Annotated in this window: 24 protein-coding genes; 13 read left to right on the top strand and 11 right to left on the bottom strand. The window is 60.2% G+C overall.

Features of this window, described 5'->3' with window-relative positions; translation table 11 throughout:
* Positions 1–8 precede the first annotated feature (8 nt).
* From AACY11_RS13905 to AACY11_RS13895, 3 genes are read left to right on the top strand one after another with little or no spacing between them, the layout of a single operon-like run.
* Positions 9–1,088, top strand: a complete 1,080-nt coding sequence (locus AACY11_RS13905) for a COX15/CtaA family protein (protein ID WP_339432381.1) — start codon at positions 9–11, stop codon at positions 1,086–1,088.
* Complete coding sequence (gene cyoE / locus AACY11_RS13900; protein WP_339465418.1) at positions 1,076–1,975, top strand: heme o synthase; 900 nt, start codon at positions 1,076–1,078, stop codon at positions 1,973–1,975. Before AACY11_RS13905 ends, cyoE begins: the two co-directional genes overlap by 13 nt.
* The gene (locus tag AACY11_RS13895) at positions 1,972–2,607 is read left to right on the top strand and encodes an SCO family protein (protein ID WP_339432379.1); all 636 of its coding nucleotides are present in this window, start codon (positions 1,972–1,974) and stop codon (positions 2,605–2,607) included. The genes cyoE and AACY11_RS13895 overlap by 4 nt, the downstream gene beginning before the upstream one ends.
* 175 nt (positions 2,608–2,782) lie before the next feature.
* Here the strand turns inward: AACY11_RS13895 and AACY11_RS13890 are convergent, their stop codons facing one another.
* The 3 genes from AACY11_RS13890 to AACY11_RS13880 form a co-directional block, all read right to left on the bottom strand.
* Complete coding sequence (locus tag AACY11_RS13890) at positions 2,783–3,556, bottom strand: MetQ/NlpA family ABC transporter substrate-binding protein (protein WP_339432378.1); 774 nt, start codon at positions 3,554–3,556, stop codon at positions 2,783–2,785.
* Between the two features lie 78 nt (positions 3,557–3,634).
* Entirely contained in the window at positions 3,635–4,309 is a 675-nt protein-coding gene (locus AACY11_RS13885) for a methionine ABC transporter permease (RefSeq protein ID WP_221732278.1), read from the bottom strand.
* Positions 4,309–5,316: a methionine ABC transporter ATP-binding protein gene (locus AACY11_RS13880; protein WP_339432377.1), complete on the bottom strand. Its 1,008-nt coding sequence runs from the start codon at positions 5,314–5,316 to the stop codon at positions 4,309–4,311. The genes AACY11_RS13885 and AACY11_RS13880 overlap by 1 nt, the downstream gene beginning before the upstream one ends.
* Positions 5,317–5,578: 262 nt before the next feature.
* Here AACY11_RS13880 and katE point away from each other — a divergent pair, with 262 nt between their 5' ends.
* Positions 5,579–7,720 (top strand): catalase HPII, encoded by a 2,142-nt coding sequence (katE, locus tag AACY11_RS13875; RefSeq protein ID WP_339494989.1) that lies wholly within the window; start codon positions 5,579–5,581, stop codon positions 7,718–7,720.
* Between the two features lie 123 nt (positions 7,721–7,843).
* Here katE and AACY11_RS13870 read toward each other — a convergent pair whose 3' ends face one another.
* From AACY11_RS13870 to AACY11_RS13855, 4 genes are read right to left on the bottom strand one after another with little or no spacing between them, the layout of a single operon-like run.
* Positions 7,844–8,557, bottom strand: coding sequence for a PA5502 family lipoprotein (locus tag AACY11_RS13870; RefSeq protein ID WP_339432375.1), 714 nt, complete (start codon positions 8,555–8,557; stop codon positions 7,844–7,846).
* Between the two features lie 37 nt (positions 8,558–8,594).
* Positions 8,595–9,383 (bottom strand): zinc ABC transporter permease subunit ZnuB, encoded by a 789-nt coding sequence (gene znuB, locus AACY11_RS13865; RefSeq protein WP_339432374.1) that lies wholly within the window; start codon positions 9,381–9,383, stop codon positions 8,595–8,597.
* A complete protein-coding gene (gene znuC / locus AACY11_RS13860) occupies positions 9,376–10,161 on the bottom strand; it encodes a zinc ABC transporter ATP-binding protein ZnuC (RefSeq protein ID WP_339494987.1) in 786 nt (261 codons plus the stop codon). The genes znuB and znuC overlap by 8 nt, the downstream gene beginning before the upstream one ends.
* Positions 10,161–10,643 carry a Fur family transcriptional regulator gene (locus AACY11_RS13855; RefSeq protein WP_339432372.1) on the bottom strand — a complete coding sequence of 161 codons (483 nt, stop codon included), beginning with the start codon at positions 10,641–10,643 and terminating at the stop codon, positions 10,161–10,163. The genes znuC and AACY11_RS13855 overlap by 1 nt, the downstream gene beginning before the upstream one ends.
* A gap of 66 nt (positions 10,644–10,709) precedes the next feature.
* Between AACY11_RS13855 and znuA the strand changes: the two genes are divergently transcribed.
* Positions 10,710–11,630 (top strand): zinc ABC transporter substrate-binding protein ZnuA, encoded by a 921-nt coding sequence (znuA, locus tag AACY11_RS13850; RefSeq protein WP_339494986.1) that lies wholly within the window; start codon positions 10,710–10,712, stop codon positions 11,628–11,630.
* A gap of 99 nt (positions 11,631–11,729) precedes the next feature.
* Here znuA and AACY11_RS13845 read toward each other — a convergent pair whose 3' ends face one another.
* Both AACY11_RS13845 and AACY11_RS13840 read right to left on the bottom strand, forming a co-directional pair.
* The gene (locus AACY11_RS13845; protein WP_339494984.1) at positions 11,730–12,683 is read right to left on the bottom strand and encodes a homoserine kinase; all 954 of its coding nucleotides are present in this window, start codon (positions 12,681–12,683) and stop codon (positions 11,730–11,732) included.
* A 61-nt stretch (positions 12,684–12,744) separates the two neighbouring features.
* Positions 12,745–13,041 carry a DUF2782 domain-containing protein gene (locus AACY11_RS13840; RefSeq protein WP_093429504.1) on the bottom strand — a complete coding sequence of 99 codons (297 nt, stop codon included), beginning with the start codon at positions 13,039–13,041 and terminating at the stop codon, positions 12,745–12,747.
* A 74-nt stretch (positions 13,042–13,115) separates the two neighbouring features.
* Here AACY11_RS13840 and polA point away from each other — a divergent pair, with 74 nt between their 5' ends.
* Positions 13,116–15,920 carry a DNA polymerase I gene (gene polA, locus AACY11_RS13835; RefSeq protein WP_339494981.1) on the top strand — a complete coding sequence of 935 codons (2,805 nt, stop codon included), beginning with the start codon at positions 13,116–13,118 and terminating at the stop codon, positions 15,918–15,920.
* Between the two features lie 333 nt (positions 15,921–16,253).
* Here polA and yihA read toward each other — a convergent pair whose 3' ends face one another.
* Positions 16,254–16,898: a ribosome biogenesis GTP-binding protein YihA/YsxC gene (yihA, locus tag AACY11_RS13830; RefSeq protein WP_339494979.1), complete on the bottom strand. Its 645-nt coding sequence runs from the start codon at positions 16,896–16,898 to the stop codon at positions 16,254–16,256.
* A 179-nt stretch (positions 16,899–17,077) separates the two neighbouring features.
* On the opposite strand from yihA, the gene AACY11_RS13825 reads away from it, so the two are divergent.
* From AACY11_RS13825 to AACY11_RS13795, 7 genes are all read left to right on the top strand, one after another.
* Positions 17,078–17,383, top strand: a complete 306-nt coding sequence (locus tag AACY11_RS13825) for a c-type cytochrome (protein ID WP_339432366.1) — start codon at positions 17,078–17,080, stop codon at positions 17,381–17,383.
* Positions 17,384–17,415: 32 nt separating this feature from the next.
* A complete protein-coding gene (locus tag AACY11_RS13820; RefSeq protein WP_339432365.1) occupies positions 17,416–18,021 on the top strand; it encodes a c-type cytochrome in 606 nt (201 codons plus the stop codon).
* Positions 18,022–18,221: 200 nt separating this feature from the next.
* Positions 18,222–18,863 (top strand): thiol:disulfide interchange protein DsbA/DsbL, encoded by a 642-nt coding sequence (locus AACY11_RS13815; RefSeq protein ID WP_339432364.1) that lies wholly within the window; start codon positions 18,222–18,224, stop codon positions 18,861–18,863.
* Positions 18,864–18,877: 14 nt separating this feature from the next.
* On the top strand, positions 18,878–19,756 hold the full coding sequence (locus tag AACY11_RS13810; RefSeq protein WP_339432363.1) for an endonuclease/exonuclease/phosphatase family protein: 879 nt from the start codon (positions 18,878–18,880) through the stop codon (positions 19,754–19,756).
* Positions 19,753–21,822, top strand: coding sequence for a GGDEF domain-containing protein (locus tag AACY11_RS13805; protein WP_339432362.1), 2,070 nt, complete (start codon positions 19,753–19,755; stop codon positions 21,820–21,822). The genes AACY11_RS13810 and AACY11_RS13805 overlap by 4 nt, the downstream gene beginning before the upstream one ends.
* A 101-nt stretch (positions 21,823–21,923) precedes the next feature.
* A complete protein-coding gene (locus AACY11_RS13800; protein WP_339494978.1) occupies positions 21,924–22,706 on the top strand; it encodes an N-acetylmuramoyl-L-alanine amidase in 783 nt (260 codons plus the stop codon).
* A 76-nt stretch (positions 22,707–22,782) separates the two neighbouring features.
* Positions 22,783–24,396 carry an EAL domain-containing protein gene (locus AACY11_RS13795; protein WP_339432424.1) on the top strand — a complete coding sequence of 538 codons (1,614 nt, stop codon included), beginning with the start codon at positions 22,783–22,785 and terminating at the stop codon, positions 24,394–24,396.
* Here AACY11_RS13795 and AACY11_RS13790 read toward each other — a convergent pair.
* Positions 24,393–26,183 (bottom strand): KinB sensor domain-containing domain, encoded by a 1,791-nt coding sequence (locus tag AACY11_RS13790; RefSeq protein ID WP_339432360.1) that lies wholly within the window; start codon positions 26,181–26,183, stop codon positions 24,393–24,395. The two genes, AACY11_RS13795 and AACY11_RS13790, sit on opposite strands and share 4 nt — an antisense overlap.
* Positions 26,184–26,192: the final 9 nt, after the last annotated feature.

Raw genomic sequence — 26,192 nt, 5'->3', positions numbered from 1 at the left:
GCATCGTCATGGCCAAACCTGGATTTCGCCTCGCGCTGTTTGCCACCCTGCTGGCACTGATTGTCGTGCTGCTTGGCGCCTACACCCGCCTGACCCACGCCGGCCTCGGCTGTCCGGACTGGCCGGGCTGCTACGGGTTTATCAGCGTGCCGAAAAGCGAAGCCCAACTGGCCCATGCCGAACTGCATTACCCCGACTCGCCAGTGGAGGCGCACAAGGGCTGGAACGAGATGATCCACCGCTACTTCGCCGGCACCCTTGGCCTGCTCATTTCGATTCTGGCCGGGCGTGCGTGGGTCAACCGTCGTCATCCGGGACAACCGTTGAAGCTGCCACTGTTTCTCCTGGCGGTGGTGTTCGCGCAAGCGGCGTTCGGCATGTGGACGGTGACGCTCAAGCTCTGGCCGCAAGTGGTCACCGGGCATTTGCTCGGCGGCTTTGCGACGTTGAGCCTGTTGTTTTTGCTGACCCTGAGATTGTCCGGCGTGCTACCGGCGCTGACCGTGCCCAAACGTCTGCAATATTGGGCGACTGCCGGATTGTTGCTGGTGATCGGCCAGATCGCGCTCGGTGGCTGGGTCAGCTCCAACTATGCGGCAGTCGCCTGCATCGACTTCCCGACCTGCCACGGCCAATGGCTGCCGCCCGCCGACTTCGCCAACGGTTTTCACCTGACTCAACACATCGGCCCCAATTACCTGGGCGGACAACTCGACAGCGATGCGCGCACGGCGATTCACCTGACTCATCGCATCGGCGCGCTGCTGGTGACGCTGGTGCTGCTCGGCCTGGCCTGGCAACTGAAAGTGGTCGGCATGACGCGGCTGGCCGGGCTGGTGCTGATCGCCCTCGGCGCACAAATCACGCTTGGCATCAGCAACGTGATGTTCCATCTGCCACTGCCGGTGGCCGTGGCGCACAACGCCGGCGGCGCAGCGCTGTTGCTGACTTTGGTGCTGGTCAATTATCACGCGCGCACCAGTCTGGTCCGGGTCAAGCAGCCGGTGCTTGCGCGCTGGCGCCTGAGCCCACGTAAACACTGCGCTGCGCCCATCACCCTAAAAGGAGAAACGCCATGGCGATTCTGATTGGCGAACGTCCCACTCAGGCGATCTGGCGTGATTATCTGGAACTGACCAAACCAAAAGTCGTGGTGTTGATGCTGATCACCTCGCTGGTCGGGATGTTCCTCGCGACCCGCGCCGGGGTGCCGTGGACGGTGCTGGTGTTTGGCAATCTGGGTATTGCGCTGTGTGCCGGTGGCGCGGCGGCGGTCAATCATGTGGTGGATCGGCGTATCGATGCAGTGATGGCGCGCACGCACAAACGGCCATTGGCTGAAGGTCGCGTCTCGCCAGTAGCGGCGTTGACCTTTGCACTGGTGCTGGCCTTACTTGGTCAGGCGATTCTCCTGACCTTTACCAATGCGCTGACGGCGTGGCTGACGCTGGCCTCGTTGCTCGGTTACGCGGTGATCTACACCGGTTTTCTCAAACGCGCGACGCCGCAGAACATCGTCATCGGCGGCCTCGCCGGCGCCGCGCCACCGCTGCTCGGCTGGACCGCTGCCACCGGCCATGTCAGCGCCGAACCGTTACTGCTGGTGCTGATCATCTTCGCCTGGACCCCGCCGCACTTCTGGGCACTGGCGATCCACCGCAAAGAGGAATACGCCAAGGCCGATATACCGATGCTGCCGGTCACCCACGGCGAGCACTACACCAAGGTGCACATTCTGCTGTACACCTTCGCCCTGCTCGCGGTGAGCCTGCTGCCGTATGTGATCCACATGAGCGGCGTGTTGTACCTGATCTGCGCCCTCGGCCTGGGTGCAAGGTTTCTGCAATGGGCCGTGGTGCTGTACCGTGGCACTCGGCCGCACGCGGCGATCAACACCTTCAAGTACTCTATTTATTACTTGTTCCTGTTGTTCATCGCCCTGCTCGTAGACCACTACTTACTGTTGAACCTATGACTCGAACCCAGAAAACCGTCTTCATCCTCGTCGCCGTGATCGCGCTGATCCTGGGACTTACCGTTAACAAAGTGCTGAGCGGCAAGGGCCAGGGCGACCCCACCGCGCTGATCGACGCCGGCATCATCCTGCTGCCGCAGAGCCGCACCCTGCCGGACGTGACGATGACCGATCAGGACGGCAAACCGGTCGCGATCAATGAGCTCAAAGGCAAGTGGAGCCTGTTGTTCTTCGGCTACACCTTCTGCCCGGACATCTGCCCGACCACCCTCGCCCAACTGCGGCAGATCAAGAGCGAGTTGCCCAAAGAGGCTGTGGATAAGTTGCAGATCGTGCTGGTCAGCGTCGACCCGAATCGCGATAACCCGAAGCAGTTGAAGCAGTACCTGGGCTACTTCGATCCACAGTTCATCGGCCTGACGCCGAACTCGATCGAGGAGCTGCAGAAAGTCGCCAACGCGGTGAGCATTCCGTTTATCCCGGCCGATACCAGCAAGCCCAATTACACGGTTGATCACAGCGGCAACCTGGCGGTGATCGGGCCGGACGGGACACAGCGCGGGTTTATTCGGGCACCGTTGAACAACGCCAAGCTTGTCGCGCAGTTGCCAGTGATGCTTAACCGCAAGTAAAGACACCACGGTTCCCTGGTGGGAGCGGGCGTGCTCGCGAAGGCGTCAGTCCAGCCAAGCTCTCTACTGACTGACACACCGCTTTCGCGAGCAAGCCCGCTTCCACAGGGGCCATATTCCAGGCAAAAAAAGGGGCGCATCGAATGCGCCCCTTTTTTCATTGCCGCGTTCTGAATCAGAACGCCGGCAATACCGCGCCTTTGTACTTCTCGGTGATGAATTGCTTCACTTCTGGGCTGTGCAACGCCGCAGCCAGTTTCTTCATCGCGTCGCTGTCCTTGTTGTCCTCGCGGGACACCAGGATGTTCACGTAAGGCGAGTCATTGCCTTCGATCACCAGCGCGTCCTTGGATGGATCAAGCTTGGCTTCCAGCGCGTAGTTGGTGTTGATCAGCGCCAGGTCGACCTGAGTCAGCACGCGCGGAATGGTCGCGGCTTCCAGTTCACGGATCTTCAGGTCTTTCGGGTTTTCGACGATGTCTTTGACGGTCGACAGGATGTTGTTCGAATCCTTCAACTTGATCACGCCAGCCTTGGCCAGCAGCAACAGCGCACGGCCGCCGTTGGTGGCGTCGTTCGGGATCACCACGTTAGCGCCGCTTGGCAGGTCTTTGAGATCCTTGATCTTGCTGGAGTAAGCGCCCAGCGGCTCCAGGTGCACGCCGGTCACAGCCACCAGGTGGGTGCCCTTGGCCTTGTTGAACTCATCGAGGTACGGCTGGTGCTGGAAGAAGTTGGCGTCCAGACGCTTTTCCGCGACCTGCACGTTCGGCTGAACATAGTCGGTGAAGACTTTGACCTTCAGGTCCACGCCTTCTTTGGCCAGCGCCGGCTTCACGAACTCGAGGATTTCAGCGTGCGGCACCGGAGTGGCGGCTACGGTCAGGGTTTCTTCTGCCTGGGCCGAAAAAGCCGCCACGGCGGCGAGGGCAACGATCAGTTTTTTCATTCAGCTAACTCCATTTGAGGCACCCGCTTGCGGCGCCTGCCAGCGAATGGCCGGCTCATTTATTAGTGACGAAACCGGTTACTTGCGCGAGAAATGCACGACCAGTCTGTCACCTACCATTTGCAACACTTGCACCAGGATCAACAGCAAGACCACGGTGACGATCATCACGTCAGTCTGGAAACGCTGATAGCCGAAGCGGATCGCCAGGTCACCCAGACCACCCGCGCCCACGACACCGGCCATGGCCGTGTAGGACACCAGAGTAATCGCCGTCACCGTAATCGCCGCGAAGATCCCCGGACGAGCCTCAGGCAGCAAAGCGTTGACGATGATCTGCCGGGTCGTCGCGCCCATCGACTGGGTCGCTTCGATGATGCCGCGATCGACTTCACGCAGGGCGGTTTCCACCAGACGCGCGAAGAACGGCGTGGCACCCACCACCAACGGCGGAATCGCACCGGCCACGCCCAGCGACGTGCCGGTGATCAGCACCGTGAACGGGATCATCACGATCAACAGGATAATGAACGGCAGCGAACGCAGAATGTTCACCGCCAGCGACAACATGGCGTAGACGCCTTTGGCTTCGAGTAACTGACGCGGGCTGCACAAGAACAGCAACACGCCCAGCGGCAAACCGAGCAGCACGGTGAACAGCAGCGAACCGCCGAGCATCAGCAGGGTGTCGCCCGTCGCCAGCCAGATTTCAAACCAGTCGATGTTTTCGAAGAAAGTCTTGAGCAGTTCCATTAACGCAGCACCTCCATGTGAACGTCAGCGGCGGTGAAGCGGGCGAACGCCGCTTCCATGTCGCCACCGGTGACGGCGAGGGTCAATTGCCCGTACGGAATGTCTTTGATGCGGTCGATGCGACCGGCGAGGATGCTGTAGTCGACCCCGGTTTCCCGGGCGACGGTACCGAGCAACGGCGCGTAGGTCGCTTCGCCCTGGAAAGTCAGACGCACGATGCGACCCGGCACATGCGCGAAGTCATCGCGCTGTTCGTTGTCGTCGATCTGCTCGCTTTCCTGCACGAAACGCTTGGTGGTCGGGTGCTGCGGATGCAGGAACACATCAGCCACCGAACCTTGCTCGACGATCACGCCGGCATCCATCACGCCAACCTGATCGCACACGCGACGGATCACATCCATCTCGTGGGTGATCAGGACGATGGTCAGTTTCAGCTCGCGATTGATCTCGGCCAGCAGTTGCAGGACCGACGCGGTGGTCTGCGGGTCAAGGGCGCTGGTGGCTTCGTCGCAGAGCAGAATCTTGGGTTTGGTCGCCAGGGCGCGGGCAATGCCGACGCGCTGCTTCTGGCCGCCGGACAATTGCGCCGGGTACTTCCTGGCGTGATCGGACAGACCGACCCGCGCCAGCAACTCGGCCACGCGCTTGTCGATTTCACTGCTCGACAGCTCGCCCGCCAGGGTCAGCGGCAGCGCCACGTTGTCGGCCACCGTCTTGGATGCCAGCAAGTTGAAGTGCTGGAAGATCATCCCGACTTGCTGACGGAAACGACGCAGGCCGTTGGCGTCCAGCGCGGTGACTTCTTCGCCGTCGACGAAGATCTTGCCGCCGCTGGAATCTTCCAGGCGATTGATCAGACGCAGCAGGGTACTTTTGCCCGCACCGGAATGACCGATCAGGCCGAAGACCTGACCATTCTCGATCGAGAGGCTGGTCGGGTGCAGGGCGGGAATGTCCTTACCGGCGACGCGGTAAGTCTTGTGGACGTTTTGAAACTCGATCACGTAGCGAACCTTGTGGGGCGCGTTAGAAAAGGATCAGCGTTTAGCCGGGCGCGCATTTTAGCCTGTCCGTATAGAGGTTCTTAGCATTTATTTCTCAATTAACCTTCGATTTGGCAATAACAAGATCAAAGGTCATAAAAAAGGAACGCTCAAAATCCTCGTCAGTCACTAGGTAAGCGACTTGAAAACCCTGGGTGCCGTGCCCGGGAACCACTCAAGAGCCCCCGGCAAGCCTCGGGGTCAAACGAGGAGTTTACGTCTGATGAGCAGTAAGAAGCCCACCGCTGACAAAAGCCAACTGGCCGGAACCGATACCAAGGATCGCGCCAACACCAACGCCAAACTCGACAGCCTGGAGAAGTTTCGCTCCGACGCCACCGGCCAGGCCCTGCGCACCAATCAGGGCGTAAAAATAGCCGACAACCAGAACACCCTGACGGCCGGCGCCCGCGGGCCGTCGCTGCTCGAAGATTTCATCATGCGTGAAAAGATCACGCACTTTGACCACGAGCGGATTCCAGAACGCATCGTCCACGCCCGCGGCACCGGGGCTCACGGCTTCTTTCAGGCCTACGAGAATCACGCCACGCTGACCAAGGCTGGCTTCCTACAGGATCCGGGGAAGAAAACTCCGGTGTTCGTGCGCTTTTCCACGGTGCAGGGGCCACGCGGCTCTGGCGATACCGTACGTGACGTACGCGGTTTCGCGGTGAAGTTCTACACAGATGAGGGCAACTTCGATCTGGTCGGCAACAACATGCCGGTGTTTTTCATTCAGGATGCGATCAAGTTTCCCGACTTCGTCCATGCGGTGAAACCCGAGCCCCACAACGAAATCCCTACCGGCGGTTCGGCCCATGACACTTTCTGGGATTTCGTCTCGCTGGTCCCGGAATCGGCGCACATGGTCATTTGGGCGATGTCCGACCGGGCGATCCCCAAAAGCCTGCGCAGCATGCAGGGCTTTGGCATCCACACCTTCCGTTTGATCAACGCCGAAGGCAAATCGCGCTTCGTCAAATTCCACTGGCGCCCTACCGCCGGCACTTGCTCGCTGGTGTGGGATGAGGCGCAGAAACTCGCCGGCAAGGACACGGACTATCACCGTCGCGACCTTTGGGAATCGATCGAGATGGGCGACTACCCGGAATGGGAACTGGGCGTGCAGGTCATCGAGGAGGAAAACGAGCACGACTTCGATTTCGACATCCTCGACCCGACCAAGTTGATCCCCGAAGAAATCGTGCCGATCACGCCGCTGGGCAAAATGACCCTCAACCGCAATCCGGACAATTACTTTGCCGAGACTGAACAGGTTGCGTTCTGTCCGGGCCACATCGTCCCGGGAATCGACTTTTCCAATGATCCATTGCTACAAGGTCGGCTGTTTTCCTACACCGATACGCAAATCAGCCGACTCGGCGGGCCGAACTTTCATGAACTGCCGATCAATCGCCCGGTGGCGCCGTTCCACAACGGTCAGCGCGATGCTCAGCACCGCACGGTGATCGACAAGGGCCGTGCGTCCTACGAGCCGAACTCGATTGATGGCGGCTGGCCGAAAGAAACTCCGCCGGGCGCGCAGGACGGTGGTTTCGAGAGCTATCCGGAACGCATTGACGCCAACAAGATCCGCCAGCGCAGCGAGTCGTTCAGCGATCACTTCTCTCAAGCACGGTTGTTCTTTCACAGCATGAGCAAGCATGAGCAGGAACACATCATTTCTGCTTACAGCTTTGAGTTGGGCAAGGTCGAGCGGGAATTCATCCGTGCGCGTCAGGTGAACGAAATTCTGGCCAACATCGATCTGGAACTGGCCAAGCGAGTGGCCGAGAACCTCGGTTTGCCGGCGCCAGCCAAAGGCACGATTGAGGTGCGCAAAACGTCACCGGACCGATCCCCTGCACTGAGTCAGGCAAATCTGTTGCCGGAGAACATCAAGACGCGAAAAGTAGCCATTCTTGCGGCCAACGGCGTCGATGGTGCGGCGATTGATGCCATGAAGAAAGCGCTTGAAGCTGAGGGGGCACACGCCAAACTGCTCGGGCCGACGTCGGCACCCGTCAAAACCGCTGATGGCAAAAGCCTGCCGGTGGATGCCTCGATGGAAGGTATGCCGTCGGTGATCTTTGATGCGGTGTTCGTGCCGGGTGGCGCGGCATCGATCAAGGCGTTGAGCGGTGACGGCGTGGCGTTGCACTACCTGCTGGAGGCGTACAAGCATTTGAAGGCGATTGCGTTGCAGGGTGACGCCAAGCAGTTGCTGGATGTGCTGAAGCTGGAGGCGGATGCCGGGCTGCTTGAGGGCAAGGATGTTGGTGCGCTGACCAAACCGTTCTTTGCCGCGATCGGGCAGCATCGGGTTTGGGCACGCGAGCCTAAGGCGAAAGCCATTCCGGCCTAAAGTCATTCACTGACTGAAGGGACACCTTCGCGAGCAAGCCCGCTGCCACTCTGGATCTGCGTCGAACACAAAATTTGTGGGCACAGAGGATCAAGGGTGGGAGCGGGCTTGCTTGCGAAGCTTTTAGGGCTTTTTCGGACTTAGAACCATCTGCGCCGGCACCGTGCGCAAAATCTGTTTCTCGATTTTCAGATCGAAATCCGGATTCAATTTCTTCACCCGCTTGGTCAGCAACGTCGCCAACCAAGGGTAATCATTGGTGCGGGGCGCCTGAATGCTCACTGCACATTCGTAATTCACCACATCGGCGGCGATCGCATCGAGCTGCCGACGAAGTTTGCGGCTATCGGTGATGTTCAGCGCAACCGTAGTGCTCTCGGCGGTCGGATCAATCACCTTGGCTTTCGGCTTGGCTTCGGCTGCCAACAACGCTGCTTCGGCCTTTTCCAGTTCGGCCTTGCGCGCTTGGGTGATGGCACCGTTGACGCCACCGGTCAGCGCTGGCGCTTTCGGCATCAACGCACGCGCACGGCTCAACGCGGTAGCCGCAGCATTCACGTCCCCCTTCTGCAGCACGATCTGGCTACGACGCAGATACGCCTCGGCCAATTGCCGCTGATAGTGCTCAAGGGATTGATCGTTGGGGGTTTCGGCCTGCATGGCGGCCAACTGGTCTTCGGCAGTGGCCAATTCGCTACTGGCCAGGCTTTGCTCCAGCTGTGCGATGGCCGTAGCTCGCGCATCGGCGACTTCAGCCACCGGTGGCGTGCTTTGGCAGGCGCCCAGCAGCAGTGAAAATGCGACAAGGAGCAGATAACGGGAGGCGAACGGCTTCATTCCTGCGACTCTCTATTTGCGCAAAAAGCGAGCAAGTCTACACCCCTCGACGGGGCAGAACAAAACTCAGCAGAAACAGTGCGGCCGCCGTCACAACGATTGACGGGCCGGCCGGGGTGTCCTTGAACCACGACAGCGCCAGGCCGCCACACACAGCGAGCATGCCCAGCAGGCTTGCGCCCACGGCCATTTGCTCCGGTGAACGGGCATGACGCTGTGCCGCAGCCGCCGGGATGATCAACAGCGAAGTAATCAGCAACACCCCGACGATTTTCATCGCCACCGCGATCACCACCGCAATCAACAGCATCAGCGCCATGCGCAGACCGGCCACCGGCAGGCCTTCGACTTTGGCCAACTCTTCATGCACGGTGATCGCCAGCAATGGGCGCCACAGTGTCACCAGCAACACCAGCACCGCCGCGCTGCCGCCGAGGATCCACGCCAGATCGGTCGGGCTGATCGCCAGCAGGTCGCCGAACAGATAGGCCATCAGGTCGATCCGCACTTCATGCATGAAGCTTAGTACCACCAGCCCGAGAGAGAGCGTGCTCGGTGCGAGAATTCCCAAAAGCGTGTCGGACGCCAGTGGCTGGCGCTGTTGCAACGTCACCAGCAGCACCGCCAGCAGCAGGCAACCGACCGTTACGGCAACCGTCGGGCTGACATCCAGCACAAAGCCCAAGGCCACCCCCAACAGGGCCGCATGCGACAACGTATCGCCGAAATAGGCCATGCGCCGCCAGACCACGAAAGACCCCAACGGCCCGGCAACCAGCGCCAGCGCCAGACCTGCAAGCAGGGCATACAACAGAAAATCAGCCATGCTTGCAGTTGTCTCCATGAACGTGGGGTTTGCCCGAAACCGGGCCCTTGACCACTGAACCGTGCAGGTCGTGGGCGTGGTCATGATGGTGGTGATAGATCGCCAGGCTCTGCGCGTTCTTGCCGAACAGCTCGACGAACGCCGGATCGCCGCTGACTTGCTCGGGGTGCCCGGAGCAGCAGACGTGACGGTTGAGGCAGACCACCTGATCGGTGGTACTCATCACCAGATGCAAATCGTGAGAAACCATCAGTACACCGCAGCCATGGCGGTCGCGCAGCCGGGTGATCAGGCTGTACAACTCGGCCTGACCGGCAACGTCGACGCCTTGCACCGGTTCGTCGAGCACTAACAGCTCCGGTTCGCGTAACAGCGCCCGGGCCAGCAGCACGCGCTGCATTTCACCGCCGGAAACGCTTTGTACCGGGCTGTCGATGACGTGTTCGGCGCCCACTTCCTTCAACGCCGCCAGTGCACGCGGGCGATCGACGCCCGGCACCAGGCGCAGAAAACGCAGCACCGAGAGCGGCAGGGTCGGGTCGACATGAAGTTTTTGCGGCATATAGCCGACGCGCAGCTTCGGCTTGCGCCAGACGCTGCCGCTGTCCGGCTTCAACAACCCGAGCACGGCGCGCACCAACGTGGTTTTGCCGGCGCCGTTGGGGCCGATCAGAGTGACGATCTGTCCCGGCTCGACGCTCAAATCGATGTTGTCCAGCACGGTCTGCCCGGCAAACGTGACGGCGACCTGCTCCAGACGGATCAGCGCGTTGCTCATCAAGCCCCCTGGCAACCGGAGCACAGGCCGACGACTTCGACGGTCTGGGCTTCGACGATGAAACCGACATCCCTGGCGCTGTTGATGATCGCGTCGCTGATGGATTTTTGTTCAAGTTCGATTGCGGCGTGGCAGTCGCGGCAGATCAGGAACTGGCCCTGATGCGCGTGCTCCGGCTGCACGCAGCCGACGAAGGCATTGAGCGAGGAAATGCGATGCACCAGGCCGTTTTCCAGAAGGAAATCCAGTGCGCGATAGACGGTCGGCGGCGCGGCGCGGCGGCCGTCCTGCTCGCTGAGTACCGCGAGGATGTCATAAGCGCCCAGCGGCTTGTGGCTCTGCCACACCAGCTCCAGCACCCGGCGGCGCAACGCGGTCAGGCGCAGGCCTTTCTGGGCGCACAAGGCATCGGCCTCGGACAAAGCACTGTGCACGCAATGAGAGTGGTCGTGGGGACGGCTGGCAATCGGTGTAATAGGCATGGGCGGCGACGAGTTTTGATAGAGACGTTATTATGTTACCCGTTCTCGCCTCCTTGAGTGGTCATCGTGTCCCGACTTTTTTCTGTTTTTGCGGCATTTGTCGCCAGTTTCCTGCTGATCGGTTCGGCTCAGGCCGAGGTCAAAGTCCTCACCAGCATCAAACCGTTGCAACTGATTGCAGCGGCGGTGCAGGACGGCGTGGCGACTCCCGAAGTGCTGCTGCCGCCGGGCGCCTCGCCACATAACTATGCCCTGCGCCCATCCGACGTACGGAAAGTGCAATCGGTGGACCTGATCTACTGGATCGGCCCGGACATGGAAGGGTTCCTGCCGCGCGTGCTGAGCGGTCGGAAGCTGCCGAGCGTGGCGGTGCAGGATTTGCCGGGATTGAAATTGCGTCATTTCGCGCAAGACAGCCATTCCCACGCCGAAGACGCCGATGAGCATGATCACGATCACCGTCCGGGCACGCTGGACGCGCATTTGTGGCTATCGCCGGTGAACGCGCGCGTTATTGCCGACAAAATGGCAACGGATCTAAGCGCCGCCGACCCGGCCAATGCCGAGCGCTATCAGCACAACGCCAAGGCGTTCGATGAACGACTGGATGCCTTGGATCAGCGGCTCAAGAAGCGTCTGGCCAGCATTGAAGGCAAACCGTACTTCGTTTTTCACGAAGCATTTGATTACTTCGAAGACGCTTACGGCTTGAAGCACACCGGCGTGTTCAGCGTAGCCGCGGAAGTGCAGCCAGGTGCGCAACACGTGGCGGCAATGCGCAAACGCTTGCAGGAAATCGGCAAGACGTGTGTATTCAGCGAGCCGCCACTGCGCCCGCGTCTGGCGGAAACACTGGTGGCCGGTCTGCCGGTAAAACTGGCGGAACTCGATGCGCTGGGCGGGTACACCCCGGCGACTGCTCAGGGGTATGAGCAGGTGCTGGAAAAATTGGGCAATGATCTGGCCGGCTGCCTGGAGTCTCTCTAAACCCGGCCATCTGTGTCGGCCCATTCGCGAGCGAGCCCGCTCCCACCTTGGATGTGTGCATGACACAGAACCAAGGTGGCGGGCTTGCTCGCGAAGCTTTTAAAGGGCAAACGGTAGAGGGGTGTGAACCTGCTGGCGTTGCGCCAAACGCTGCTCAAACTCCTTCGGATCGTGAATCAACACGTCCTGCCCGGCAAACTGTTCGGCCGCGATCAACCGCGACAGCCAGAACCGCACACACGCCACGCGCAGCATCGTCGGCCACAACTCAGCCTCCGCCGCCGTGAACGGCCGCAGCGCCGCATAGGCACCGAGGAAAGCCCGGGCACGCGGGCCGTCGATCAAGCCGTCATCGTCCGAACACCAGTCGTTCAAGGCAATCGCCACGTCATACAGCATCGGCCCCGAGCAGGCGTTGTAGAAGTCGATCAGACCGGTCAGGTGCGTGCCTTCGAACATCGCATTGTCGCGGAACAGGTCGGCGTGGATGTTGGCCCGTGGCAGCGCGAGAATTTTTTCTTTCTGCGCAGAGATCTCATCCAGCGCTTTGTGCAGCAGCGCACGCGGCTCGTCGGCCAGGTGCGAGAGAAACTCGGTGCCCTCTTCCAGCATCCAGTCCAGGCCACGATCGGTCGTGCGCTTGATCATGCGCTCGCCCTGGGTCGCCAGGTGCAGATGCGCCTGCAACTCGCCGACCTGCGCGCAATGCTGAGCATTGGCGACCTTGATGTGCTTGCCGGCCAGGCGCGGTTGCAGCAGCGCCGGTTTGCCCTTGAGCTCCCGCAACGCCTGGCCTTCGGTGGTGCGCAGTGCGTAAGGCACCGGCAAATCGGCTTCGTGCAGCACGTCGAGCAGGTCGATGAAGAACGGCATCTCCTGCACCGGGCCGCGCTCGACCAAGGTCAGGACAAACTCGCCCTGCTCCAGGCTGATAAAGAAATTGGTGTTTTCGCTGCCGGCGGCGATCCCCTGGAAATCAAGCAGACGGCCAAGCCCGTAAGGGGCGAGAAAGGTTTCCAGCTCGGGCCGAGCCAGGGGAGTGAACACAGACATGGTTAAAAACTGCTCAGTTCGGGCGTCGCGGTCAGGCGACGCCGATTAAAAGTCGGGAAACTTACTTCCAGGTAAAGATTTCCCACGACGGAATCAGCATATCCGGCTGGTCGGAGCGAATGTAGTTCGCGTCCGTACCATCGGCGCGCACCAGGAAATACGGTTTGCCACCCTTCGGCGTGACCTTGATCGCATAGACGAAACCACTGCGACTGTATTCCTGGATAACCTTGTCGCCTTCCGTGTGCGTGTTAATGGTAACTTCCGGCTCCTTTGACGGCGCATCATCCGCCGCCATCGCGGCCAACGGTGAGGCAGCAATCAGACCGACCAGCAGCAAGCGATTTAACGTACGCATGATAACCTTGTCCCTTTGTCGTCAACGGTCCCGCTATTCTAGCGCCGGGCCCGCCGAAAAGGTTGATTCTGCTCATGAGCCAAGCCCCCCTCGTCCTGGTGGACGGTTCGTCTTACCTGTACCGCGCTTTCCACGCCCTGCCACCACTGACCACCTCCAAAGGCCTGCCGACCGGTGCGGTCAAAGGCGTGTTGAACATGCTCAAGAGTCTGCGCAAGCAGTACCCGGACAGCCCGTTCGCCGTGGTTTTCGACGCCAAGGGCGGGACCTTTCGCGATGAGATGTACGCCGAATACAAGGCCAATCGCCCCAGCATGCCCGACGACATGCGCGTGCAAATCGAGCCGCTGCACCAGAGCGTGATCGCTCTCGGCTTCCCGCTGCTGTGCGTGGAAGGCGTCGAGGCTGACGACGTGATCGGCACCCTGGCGCGCAGCAGCGCGGCGGCGGATCGCCCGGTGGTCATCTCCACCGGCGACAAGGACATGGCGCAACTGGTCGATGGCCACATTACCTTGGTCAATACGATGTCCGGTAGTTCGATGGACGTGGAGGGCGTGAAGGAGAAATTCGGCGTCGCTCCGGAGCAGATCATCGATTATCTGGCGCTGATGGGCGATTCTTCCGACAACATTCCGGGCGTTCCCGGCATCGGCCCAAAAACCGCGTCCGGCCTGCTGGTCGGCGTGAATGGCGGTCTCACCGAGCTGTATGCCAATCTCGACATCGTGCCGACCCTGCCGATTCGCGGCGCCAAAACCCTGCCGGCCAAGCTCGAAGAGCACAAGGAGATGGCGTTCCTCTCCTATCAACTGGCGACCATCAAGATCGACGTGCCGCTGGACGTCGAACTCGACGATTTGCAGATGCGCGCCGAAGATCCGGCCAAGCTCTACGAGCTTTACACGCTGCTGGAATTCAAGAGCTGGATCAACGATCTCGATCGAGACGCCAAACGACTGGAATTGAGCAGCGCTGCGGCGCCTGAGCCGGCGGGCGATCTGTTCAGCACGCCAGAGGCCGAGACCCCGGCCGCTCCGGCCCAAGCCGCCTATGAGACCATCCTCGATCAGGCGCGTTTCGACGTCTGGCTGGAAAAACTCAAGAGCGCCAAGCTGTTCGCCTTCGACACCGAAACCACCGGCATCGACGCGCAGCAGGCGCAACTGGTCGGTCTCTCGTTCGCCGTGCAGGCCAACGAAGCGGCGTACATCCCGTTGACCCACTCCTACATCGGCGTGCCTGAGCAACTGGATCGTGACACCGTACTGCGCGCGCTCAAGCCCATTCTGGAAGACCCGAACAAGCTCAAGGTCGGCCAGCACGCCAAGTTCGACATGAATATCCTGGCCAACTGCGCCATCGGCGGTGATCAGAACGAAGGCATCACCGTGCGCGGCATCGCCTTCGACACGATGCTCGAGTCCTACGTGCTCAACTCCACCGCCACCCGTCACGACATGGACAGCCTGGCGCAGAAGTACCTGGACCACACCACCGTGAGTTTCCAGGACATCGCTGGCAAAGGCGCCAAACAGCTGACGTTCGACCAGATTGCGCTGGAACAGGCCGGGCCGTATGCCGCCGAAGACGCCGACATCACCCTGCGTCTGCACCAGACGTTGTTCGAAAAACTCAGCGCGATCCCAAGCCTGGCCAGCGTGCTGACCGACATCGAAATCCCGCTGGTACCGGTGTTGGCGCGCATCGAGCGCCAAGGGGCGTTCGTCGATGCCGAACTGCTCGGCATCCAGAGTATTGAACTGGGTAACAAAATGGTCGCACTGGAGCGCGAAGCGTTCGAGATCGCGGGGGAAGAATTCAACCTTGGCTCGCCCAAGCAACTGGGCGTGATTCTCTACGAGAAGCTCGGCCTGCCGGTACTCAAGAAAACCGCCAAGGGCCAGCCATCCACCGCTGAAGAAGTGCTGGCGAAACTGGCCGAGGACGATCACCGCTTGCCGAAAGTGCTGATGGAACACCGTTCCATGAGCAAGCTGAAAAGCACTTACACCGATCGCCTGCCGGAGCAGATCAACCCGCGTACCGGGCGCATCCATACGTCGTACCATCAGGCGGTGGCCTCGACCGGTCGTTTGTCCTCCAGCGATCCGAACCTGCAGAACATTCCGGTACGCACCGCTGAAGGCCGGCGCATCCGTCAGGCGTTCGTGGCGCCAAAAGGCTACAAACTGCTGGCGGCTGACTATTCGCAGATCGAACTGCGGATCATGGCGCACCTGTCCAAGGACGAAGGTTTGATGAACGCCTTCCGCAACAATCTGGACGTGCATACCGCAACCGCTGCCGAAGTGTTCAAGGTGGAGCTCAACGAAGTCACTTCCGACCAGCGCCGCGGCGCCAAAGCGATCAACTTCGGTCTGATCTACGGCATGGGCGCACAGAAACTCGGCAAGGACATCGGCGTCGACACCAAGACCGCCAAGGCTTACATCGATACCTACTTCGCCCGTTATCCAGGTGTTCGCGAATACATGGATCGCACCCGCGCCCAAGCGGCGGATCAAGGTTATGTCGAGACCTTCTTTGGTCGCCGCCTGTACCTGCCGGAGATCAACTCCAACAAGCCACAGGAACGCGCCGCCGCCGAACGCACGGCGATCAACGCGCCGATGCAGGGCACCGCAGCGGACATCATCAAGAAAGCCATGGTGGCGGTGGATAACTGGTTGGCGACGTCCGGACTGGACGCCAAAGTCATCCTGCAGGTGCACGATGAACTGGTGCTGGAGGTTCGCGAGGATCTGGTCGAGCAGGTCAGCGCCGAGATTCGCGTGCACATGAGCGAAGCGGCGAAACTGGATGTGCCGTTGCTGGTGGAAGTCGGCGTGGGCAACAACTGGGATGAGGCTCACTGAGCCATTTGAAACCGGCTCTGCTGCGGCATGACGTCGCGGCAGAGCCCGGAAAATGCGCTTAGTCCGAAAAGCTCTTGGGTTTATTCCAAAGCTTTTTGAAAAAAATCTGAACTAATCTGGAAGAACACGACTCAGAGTTACTGAATGGCTGGTGAAGCCCTTCGATGCTCCTATGTTGTGTTAAGTGTTGGCAGATATCTGAACCCCGCCCTAGCGGTTCGGAACTTGAACCCCGGAATTTCTCCCTCCCCAAATGAAATCCGGGGCTTTTTTTGCCCAAAAATTGCCTGCGACGCCCTTGCCAGAAGGCGCCACTGACAATTTTGCAATCACTTACTCAGCCGCTGCTTCAGCGCCCTTGTCAGCCAGTTCCATCCAGCCTGCCAACACAGTGTAGGCCTCTTCCAGGCCCATGCGTTTTGGCGCCGAGAACAGCTGGATAGTGACCAGATCACCCCAACCCTTGCGAATTTCCGACTGCACTTTGAGCAGCGTGTTCTTGGCCGCGCCGTAAGTCAGTTTGTCGGCCTTGGTCAGCAGAATGCGCATCGGCATGCCGGCCGCAACGGCCCAGTCGAGCATCAACAGGTCGAAGTCGGTCATTGGATGACGGATGTCCATCATCAGAATCAACCCCTTCAAACTCTCGCGGCCACCGAGGTAAGCCTCAAGGTGACGCTGCCAGTGCTGCTTGAGCGGGATCGGCACTTTTGCATAACCGTAGCCCGGAAGGTCGACCAGACGCCGATCATCGTCTAGCTTGAAGAAGTTCAACAGTTGCGTGCGCCCCGGGGTTTTCGAGGTGCGCGCCAGGCTGGCGTGAGTCAGGGTGTTCAGGGCGCTGGATTTGCCGGCGTTGGAACGACCGGCGAAAGCCACTTCAAAGCCTTCGTCGTCGGGGCATTGATCGACTTTGGCGGCACTGAGCATGAACGTGGACTGTTGGCACAGGCCGAGGATGGGATTCTTGAGTTGCATGAGATTTCCGATGTGGGCGGCGCCGGAACGCGGTGTCGCTTCCGTTTCAGTGACGCCAGTATATAATGCCGCAGATTTTGTGTGTGCTTTGTCCCAGCGTAGGATGAAGCTCAGGAGAGCGACAGACCTTGATTGCGCATTAGAACGCAGAACGCTCTCAACCCTGAAAAGGTCGTTTTATGACGAAATGGCTGCTGGCTGCCGGAGTCCTGATACCGCTTTACAGCGCACAGGCTACACAGGAACCGGAAGCCGTGTACAACCGTGTTTGTGGTGCCTGTCATTCCGGCCAACTCCCCATGGCGCCCAAAAGAGGCGATCAGAAGGCTTGGACGCCGAGGTTGGCGAAAGGTATGGAGACGCTGGTGCAACACGTGACCCAGGGTTTCAAGGCGATGCCGCCGCGTGGTTTGTGCATGGACTGCAGTGCCGAGGATTACCAGGCCATCATCCTTTGGATGAGCGAGAGTAAGCCCGGCCCATAACTCTTAACCCTTAGCCGTAGTTGGATTAGCTGATGAACAAATTGATCGTGAGTCTGCTGTTGACCGTGGGAATCTCAGGCTTTGCCCATGCTGCCGGTGATGCCGCCGCCGGCCAGGCAAAAGCCGCCGTTTGCGGCGCCTGCCATGGCCCGGACGGGAACAGCATGGCGCCAAACTTTCCGAAACTGGCGGGTCAAGGTGAACGCTACCTGACCAAGCAACTGCACGACATCAAGTCGGGCAAGCGCACGGTTCTGGAAATGACCGGCCTGTTGACCAACCTGAGCGATCAGGATCTGGCCGACCTCGCCGCCTACTTCGCCAGCCAGAAAGGCAGCGTCGGTGCAGCGGATCCCAAGCTCGTCGCGCGCGGTGAAGCGCTGTTCCGTGGCGGCAAGCTCGATCAAGGCATGCCATCGTGCATCGGCTGCCACTCGCCCAATGGCGCTGGCAACGCAGCTGCCGGCTTCCCGCATCTGGGTGGCCAACACGCTCAGTACATCGCCAAGCAGTTGACCGATTTCCGTGAGGGTGATCGCACCAACGATGGCGACACCATGATCATGCGCAGCATCGCTGCCAAGCTCAGCAACAAGGACATCGAGGCAGTCTCCAGCTACATTCAAGGCCTGCACTGATCGCCTTGATTCGAGCGTTGCGGGTGATGCACATCGCCTGCAACGTTAACGCTCGATTAATCCTTCCCAGCAAGTATAAAAAGGGTGGCTTTGGCCGCCCTTTTTTGTGGCCGCTGCCGTTACACTACAGAACTCATGCCCGCCAGGACCTGTCAGAAAACAGGTCGCGCGAGGCGACCCAAATTGTCCAGGAGTAAAGCATGCGTAATCTGATCATCAGCGCCGCCCTCGTCGCTGCCAGCCTGTTCGGCGTGACCGCCCAGGCCGCTGAAGCCCCTGCCGCACCTTATGTTGAACTGGCTAATCCGGTGCCAGTGGCAGAGCCTGGCAAGATCGAAGTGGTCGAGCTGTTCTGGTATGGCTGCCCGCATTGCTATGCCTTTGAGCCCGTGATCAACCCATGGGTTGAAAAGCTGCCTAAAGATGTGAATTTCGTGCGCATTCCTGCCATGTTCGGCGGCCCATGGGACGCTCACGGTCAGATGTTCCTGACCCTGGAAGCCATGGGCGTCGAACACAAGGTTCACGCCGCGGTATTCAACGCCATCCAGAAAGAACACAAGAAGCTGACCGACAAGAACGACATGGCTGACTTCCTCGCCACCCAGGGCGTGGACAAAGACAAGTTCCTGGCAACCTTCGACTCGTTCGCCATCAAAGGTCAGATCCGCAAAGCCAAAGAACTGGCCAAGAAGTATGAAATCTCCGGTGTTCCAACCATGATCGTCAACGGTAAGTACCGCTTCGACATCGGCTCCGCCGGTGGTGCCGAGCAGGCTCTGCAACTGGCTGATCAACTGGTCGCCAAAGAGCGAGCGGCTAACAAGGCTGCTGCCAACTAAGCGCGGCAACCGTCATGCGCCGCTGGAAAACCGAACGCATCGTTGGCCTGCATGATCCGCAGGTCAACGAGCATCACCTGGCGTCTACGGGTCTGCCAGCAGACCAGCGTCTGCGCTTGCTCAGTTTCAACATTCAGGTTGGCATCAGCACCGAGCGTTATCGCCATTACCTGACCCGAAGCTGGCAGCATTTTCTGCCGCACACCGGGCGCTCAGGCAATCTGCAAAAGATCGGCGACCTGCTCGGCGATTTCGATCTGGTCGCCCTGCAGGAAGCCGATGGCGGCAGCCTGCGCTCAGGCTACGTCAATCAGGTCGAGCATCTGGCCCACCTCGGCGCCTTCCCTTACTGGTATCAACAACTCAATCGCAACCTCGGCCGACTGGCTCAGCACAGCAATGGCGTGCTCAGTCGTCTGCGCCCATGGGCGATTGAAGATCACCCGCTGCCCGGCCCGAAAGGTCGCGGCGCGATCCTGCTGCGCTTCGGCGAAGGGCCGGAAGCGCTGGTGGTGGTGATGATGCACCTGGCCCTCGGCGCGCGCGTGCGCAGCCTGCAACTGGCCTACATTCGCGAGCTGATCGGTGGTTACAAGCACCAGGTGTTGATGGGCGACATGAACACCCATGCCAGCGATTTGCTGCAACACTCGCCGTTACGCGATCTCGGCTTGCTGGCCCCGCAGGTGGAAGCGACATTCCCCAGCTGGCGACCTCAGCGCTGCCTTGATCATATTTTGCTCAGCCCGACCCTGACCCTGGAAAAGGTCGAAGTGCTGGCCCAACCGATTTCCGATCACCTGCCGGTCGCGGTGGAGATTCGTTTGCCGGGTTCGCTCACGGCCGATGCATTCCCCGCGTTGAGTCCTGCCCCTCGCGGAACCCCTGAATGAGCGACGACGCCCAGCGCTGGAAAGAGAAGTACCTCAAAAGCATCGAACAACAGGACAAACTTGAGCGCCGCTGGGCCGCCCGGCTCGACTTGCTGCGTCGTGGGCTGGTGCGCAGCACGCTGGCGGCCGAAGGCACCGACCGCGTCGTTGATCAATGCATGAAAGAGATGCGCGACGTGGTGCGCACCGACGACATGGATGCCGGCCTCGCCGCCCTGTTGCCACGCCTGGAAAAAGCCGTGCTCGATTCCGAGCAGCGTCGCGAAACCCGGATTGAACAGGTCAGCACCGCGCTGACCGCGCTGGTCGCTCAGTTGCAATCCTTGCCGTTGCCAAGGGACGTCGCTCAACCGCTGAAAAAATTCGCCAAACAATTGGACGGCCGGGTGGGTCAGGCCCGCGAAATGCCGCTGCTGCTGAGTGAGCTGAGCGGTTTGCAAGGCAAAGCCTTGAGCCAGTTGGAGACGCAGGCAGAACCGGGGCGCCCGGGATTGTTCCAACGCTTGTTTGGCAGTCGTGACACTGAGGAGACGCCAGCGTCAGCCCCAGAAGCGCCTGCGCAGGAAACACCCAAAGAGCCGTCGCTCGCCGCCGCGGCGCCCGAGTCCGAGCCCATAGCGGTCGCTCCCACCGACATCAGCGAACCACTCCCTGCGGCTCCTGTGCTTGAGCAAGCAGCGCCAGCCGTAGCGATCGAAACACCCGCGCCAACGACCCCGATTCAGGCCGAACCGCAAGTACTCGCCTTTGTGCCGCCCAAGGTCGCCGTTGAAGTGGTCAGCGCCCCGACCGAAGCAGAAATAATCGAGCCTGAGCCTGAAGTCATTGCCGCGCCAGCTCCGCCCCCGGTCATCCCCGCAAACCTGAACCCCGACGAGTTGATCCACCCCGGTGATCCAACGCCGATGATCCTCGACAGCCTGCCCTTGCCCGAGCCAATCGCTCAGGCCTTGGCAGCCATCGACCCGGAGCAATCCGAGGACGATATCCTGTTCGCTCTGCCTGACTCCCCAGAGCCGTCCTACAGCTCGGTGGCCAAGCACATCGAAGACACGCTGATCGGCCTGCTCGACGACCTGACCCTGCCCGAACGTCACCGTCCGCAAGCCGAAGCCATGCGCGACCGGCTCAAGCACGGCCTGAACTGGTACGAATTGATCCCGATCCTCGACGATCTCGCGACGTTGATGCTGGCCATCACCGACAGTGGCCAGCACGAATTTGAAGTGTATCTGCAGCAACTCAACGAACGCCTCGAAGCATTCCAGAGCAACCTGCAAGCCGCCAGCGATGGCCATGCCGACAACAGCTCGGCGGCGCGGGCCATGGACACGCAGATCCGTGAGCAAGTCGACGGCTTGCAGACCAGCGTGCAGGAAGCGGCTGATCTGGATGACCTCAAGCAAGTGCTGGAAAACCATCTAGAAGGTTTGCTCGGCACCATGGATCAGCACCAGAAGCAGCGCGATGCCCGCGAGCAGGAAGTGGCGGCGCGACTCAAAGGTCTGTCCGAACGTGTGGCCCATATGGAGCAAGAGGCTCAGGGCTTTCGCGAGCACCTTGAAGAACAACGCCAAAAGGCCTTGATCGACCCGCTCACCGGCCTGCCCAACCGCGCCGCGTGGAGCGAACGCCTCGAACATGAAATCAAGCAATGGCAGCAACACGGCAACACCTTGAGCCTGGCGATGCTCGACCTTGATCACTTCAAACGGATCAACGACAACTATGGCCACCTGGCCGGCGACAAGGTGCTGAAGATCATCGCCACCGTGCTGCGCAAGCGTCTGCGCGGCTCTGACTTCATCGCTCGTTTCGGCGGCGAAGAGTTCGTTCTGCTGCTACCGGCCACCCCGCCAGCGGTCGGCGCAAAATTGCTGGAAACCCTGCGGGCAGCCGTCGAGGCGTGTCCGTTCCACTTCAAGGGCGAACGGGTCACGATCACCCTTTCGATGGGACTCGCCTCGTTCAGAGCGGGAGAACACAGCGATCTCGTCATCAAAAGAGCCGATCAGGCGCTTTATCGCGCGAAAGATGCCGGGCGCAACCGGATCGAACTGGGCTGAGCAAATTGTTCCATTTTGTTTAAATCCACCCGCTGATCATCTAGACGCAAGTCAGTACGTTACACTGTTGCATTACTGACTTGCGTGTATTGCCCTCTGCCATGAAATTCCTTGCCCTCCTCGCGTCACTGCTCGTTCTTGCCGGTTGTGCCAGCGGCCCGCGTTACGACACCAGCCATCCTTCAGCCAATCACGACAGCCGCATCCAGTTCGTAGTCGTGCATTACACCTCCGCTTCGCTTGAGCGCTCGCTGCAATTGCTGACCCACGGCGAAGTCAGCAGCCATTACCTGATTGGTGATGATAAAAACGCGACGGTCTACAAATTGATGGATGAACGTCAGCGCGCCTGGCACGCCGGCGAAAGCCAATGGCAGGGCCGCACCTGGCTCAACTCAAGCTCCATCGGTATCGAAATCGTCAATCCGGGTTTCAAGGACACCCCGACCGGACGCCTGTGGTATCCCTACAGCGAAGCGCAGATTCAAGCCTTGATCGTTCTGCTCAAGGACATCAGCAAGCGTAATGGCATCAGCCCACGCCACATCATCGGTCACAGCGACATTGCGCCCTTGCGCAAGCTCGATCCGGGGCCGTTGTTCCCCTGGAAGCGACTCGCCGAACAAGGCCTTGGCGTGTGGCCCAATGAACAAGCCGTGGCCCGTCAGCAGGCACTGTTCAACAGCCGCGAACTGCCGAGCATCAGCTGGTTCCAGGAGCAACTGGCCCATTTGGGTTACGACACTCCGCAGACCGGCGAACTGGACGTTGCGACGCGTCATGTAATCGCTGCGTTCCAGATGCATTTCCGCCCCGCGCGTTTCGACGGCACGCCGGACGCGCAAACGGCAGCACTGTTGCTGGTACTCAACCAGACAAAATAATGACGCCCGCCCGACGGTCAGGGCAAATGCGCAATCAGCAGCTATAACTCATTGGTAACTCTTCGGATATTCCATGATGGTTGCTACCCGAGAGACACTGCGTAGCTGGTTTTATCGCCCTTGGTTTTTGGCGATGATCGCGGCTGTCCTCAGCACCTGCCTGTTGATCGCTGGCACAATGTTCATCGCCACGCGCTATGTCGAGCAAAGTGAAAGCCAGGAAATGAACGCTCAGGGCGAACGTTTTCTCGCACGCCTCGAGCAACTGTTCGGCCAGTTGCGCGAAAGTCTCGACGATCTGGAAGCCCAGCCGTTGCGCCGTTGCGATGACGAAATGATCGCCACGCTGCAGCAAGTCACCTTCAACTACCGCTTCGTCTACGAGGCCGCTTACAAAGACGCCACGCGCACCTGCTCCAACCGTCCACGGCAGGAAGGCCTGTCGGTCGCGCGCCCTCCCGACATCAAAGGCCCGACCTACAGCTATTGGCTGAACACCACCACCGAACCCGATGAAAACCGTGCCGCGCTGATGCTCGGGCGTGGCAATTTTCGTGTGGCGACCTCGCGCGGACATTTGACGGACATGGTTGACCTGTCGCCCGGCAGCAGCTTGCTCGTGGTGCTGGATCATGGCACCCGAGCGATCCCGGTTCTGGGGACGGCTCAGGCCTGGCCCCCCGCAGAAACCTGGCCGAAAAAAAGCCGCGATGTTTTGCAAATCACCCAGAACCGGTTGATCTACCGGATGCCCACTGACAATCCGCAATACCAACTGGTGCTGATCACGCCGAGGAGCGCCTTGCACATCCCTGCCATCTGGTGGTGGATGATTCCAGCCTGTGCGCTACTGGGTGCGTTCTTGGGTTTTTTTGTGTTTTTACTGGTGCGCCAGCGCCAGTCGCTGGACGCCGAACTGCACGGGGCCATCCGCCGGGGCGAGTTGCAGGTGCTCTATCAACCGATCTTCGACCTTGACAGCCGCAACTGCGTTGGCGCCGAAGCCCTGCTGCGCTGGCGGCGCCCTGACGGCACGTTAACCAGCCCTGATCTGTTTATCCCCATGGCGGAAAATACCGGGCAGATCCGCCAGATGACCGACTTCGTCCTCCAGCGCTTGCTCGAACAACTGGGGCCGGTGTTGCGCGCCAACCCGCAGTTGTACATCTCAGTGAATCTCGCGGCCTGCGACGTGATGGTGCCGCGCATCGGTCAGGTCATGGCGCGGCTGTTGACGCTGCACCGGGTCGCTGCGCGGCAGATTGCCTTCGAAGTCACCGAACGCGGTTTGATCGATGTGGTGGTGGCGCGGGAAAACCTGCAAGCGTTGCGCAATGTTGGCCATCAAGTGTTGATCGATGATTTCGGCACCGGCTATTGCAGCCTCGCGTACCTGCAAACCCTGCCGGTGGACTGCCTGAAGATCGACAAGGCCTTCATCGATGCACTCGGCCATGACGCTGCCAGCAGTGGTGTTGCGCCGCACATCATTCACATGGCCCAGGCACTGGATTTGAAGGTAATTGCCGAAGGGATCGAGCTTGAGTCACAAGCCGAACTGCTCAGCAGCGAAGGTGTGAAGTTCGGTCAGGGCTGGCTGTTCGCCCATGCGCTGAGCGCGGTGCAGTTCATTGAACTGATCACCCGTGGGCGACGCCTTGCAGGACGCCGAATGGATGACGAGGCCTAAACCGCCAGCGCCATATAGAACTGCGTGCCCTGCCCCGGCCGCGAATAAACCCCCATCCGCCCGCCATGCAACTGAACGATTTCCTTGCACAGCGCCAATCCGAGCCCGGCGCCGCCCTTCTTGCGCCCGACCTGCACGAACGGTTCGAAGATCCGCCCCTGTTGACCGTAGGCAATGCCTTCGCCATTGTCTTCAACGCTGATAATCACACGCTCGCCATGACGGCGCGCCTGCAAGCGAATCTGGCCATCGCGAGCAGTGTGACGCAGGGCATTGTCGATCAGATTGTCGAGCACCCGATCCAGTTGCGCCTGATCGGCCTGCAGATGCGGCAATACCCCTTGCACCTCCACCTCCAATGAGACGCCTTTTTCCGCTGCCGTTTCGGCAAACCGCAACTGCGCCTGCCTCAGCAAATCCTCAATGGAACAGGGCGCCAGCGTCAGCTTCTGCAAACCGTTCTGGTAACGCGAGAAGTTCAGCAAGTCATTGATCAACTGCATCAGGCGCTGCATTTCTTCGTTGACGGTGTCGAGCAGGTCGGCTTCGCGAGACTCTGCTGGAAACTTCGCCCGCTCACGGAACAGACCAAACGCCATGTGCATACCGGTGACCGGGGTGCGCAACTCATGGGAGGCACGCAGCACAAACTCGCTGCGCACCCGTTCGAAGGCCCGTTGCTCGGTGACGTCGTGCAACACCATCACTGCGCCGAGGATATGGCCCTGGGTGTGGCTGACCGGCGTCAGGCTATACGTCAGCAAGCGGGATTCGCCGTCGACCTCGATGCTCAAATCCTCCGGCGCTCGCTCCAGGGTGCCACCACGCAACACCAGTTGCAGTTGTGCATCCAGTTCCGGCCGCTCAAGAGCGCTGGCCAAGCCTTGGCCCAGACGGTCATCGTCCCAGCCCAATTGACGCTGGGCGACCGGATTGAGGTGCTCTAGATGCCCGTCACGATCAATCATCAGCAATCCGTCATCGATGCAGTCGAGTACGGCCTGCAACCGTTGCTGGCCGGCCAACAGTTCGTCGACGTTGGTGGCCTGATGCTCGCGCAGCGCTTGCGCCATCAGGCCAAAACGACGGGACAGCAGATTCACTTCCATCGCTGTCGATGTCGGCAGGGTCACTTCAAAATTGCCCTGACCTATATTGTCAGCCGCTTTGGCCAATGCCTCGATGGGCGCACCAATGCGCCGGGCAATTGCGTGCGCAGTCACGAAACCGATGATCAACACCGCCAGCCCCACCAGCCCGAGCAGGCCAGCGATCAAAAGTGCCCGGTCACGGGCCTCGTGCTGCACCGCGTTGACGTTATCCAGCGCGTGCTTGTGCTCGGTGATCAATCCGTTGCGCAACGTGTTGAAGCGCTCTCTAAGATCACGATTGTTACTGAGCACGTTGGTCGGGTCGCGGGACAGATCGAATGCCTTGAGAAAACTCAGATAGTCCGACTTGGCCTGTTTGAAGCCGTACTCTCTGGCCTCCCCTCCTACTTCTTGCGCAATACCTTCATCCAGTAATTGCAGGTAACGCTGCCTGGACGCCTCGAACGCCGCAGGGTCGGGCTTCTCCGCAAGCATAAGCACCAACTGGTCGCCGAGGGTCTGGCGCAGTTTGAGTCCCAGATCCAGGGTCAAGAAGTTGCTGCTAATCGTCGCTTCCTGAGTCCTGGCCATTTGCATCACGCTGACCAGCCCGAGCAGCAGCCCGAGCAAGGCCACAGTAATCAACGCGGAAATACTGAGGAACAGACGCGTGCGCAACTTCACCGCCGGTTTCATCGTCGCGCA

This window comes from Pseudomonas sp. RA_105y_Pfl2_P56 (assembly GCF_963970845.1).
Taxonomy (GTDB): Bacteria; Pseudomonadota; Gammaproteobacteria; order Pseudomonadales; family Pseudomonadaceae; genus Aquipseudomonas; species Aquipseudomonas baetica_A.
This window is presented reverse-complemented; position numbering and strand designations above follow the sequence as displayed.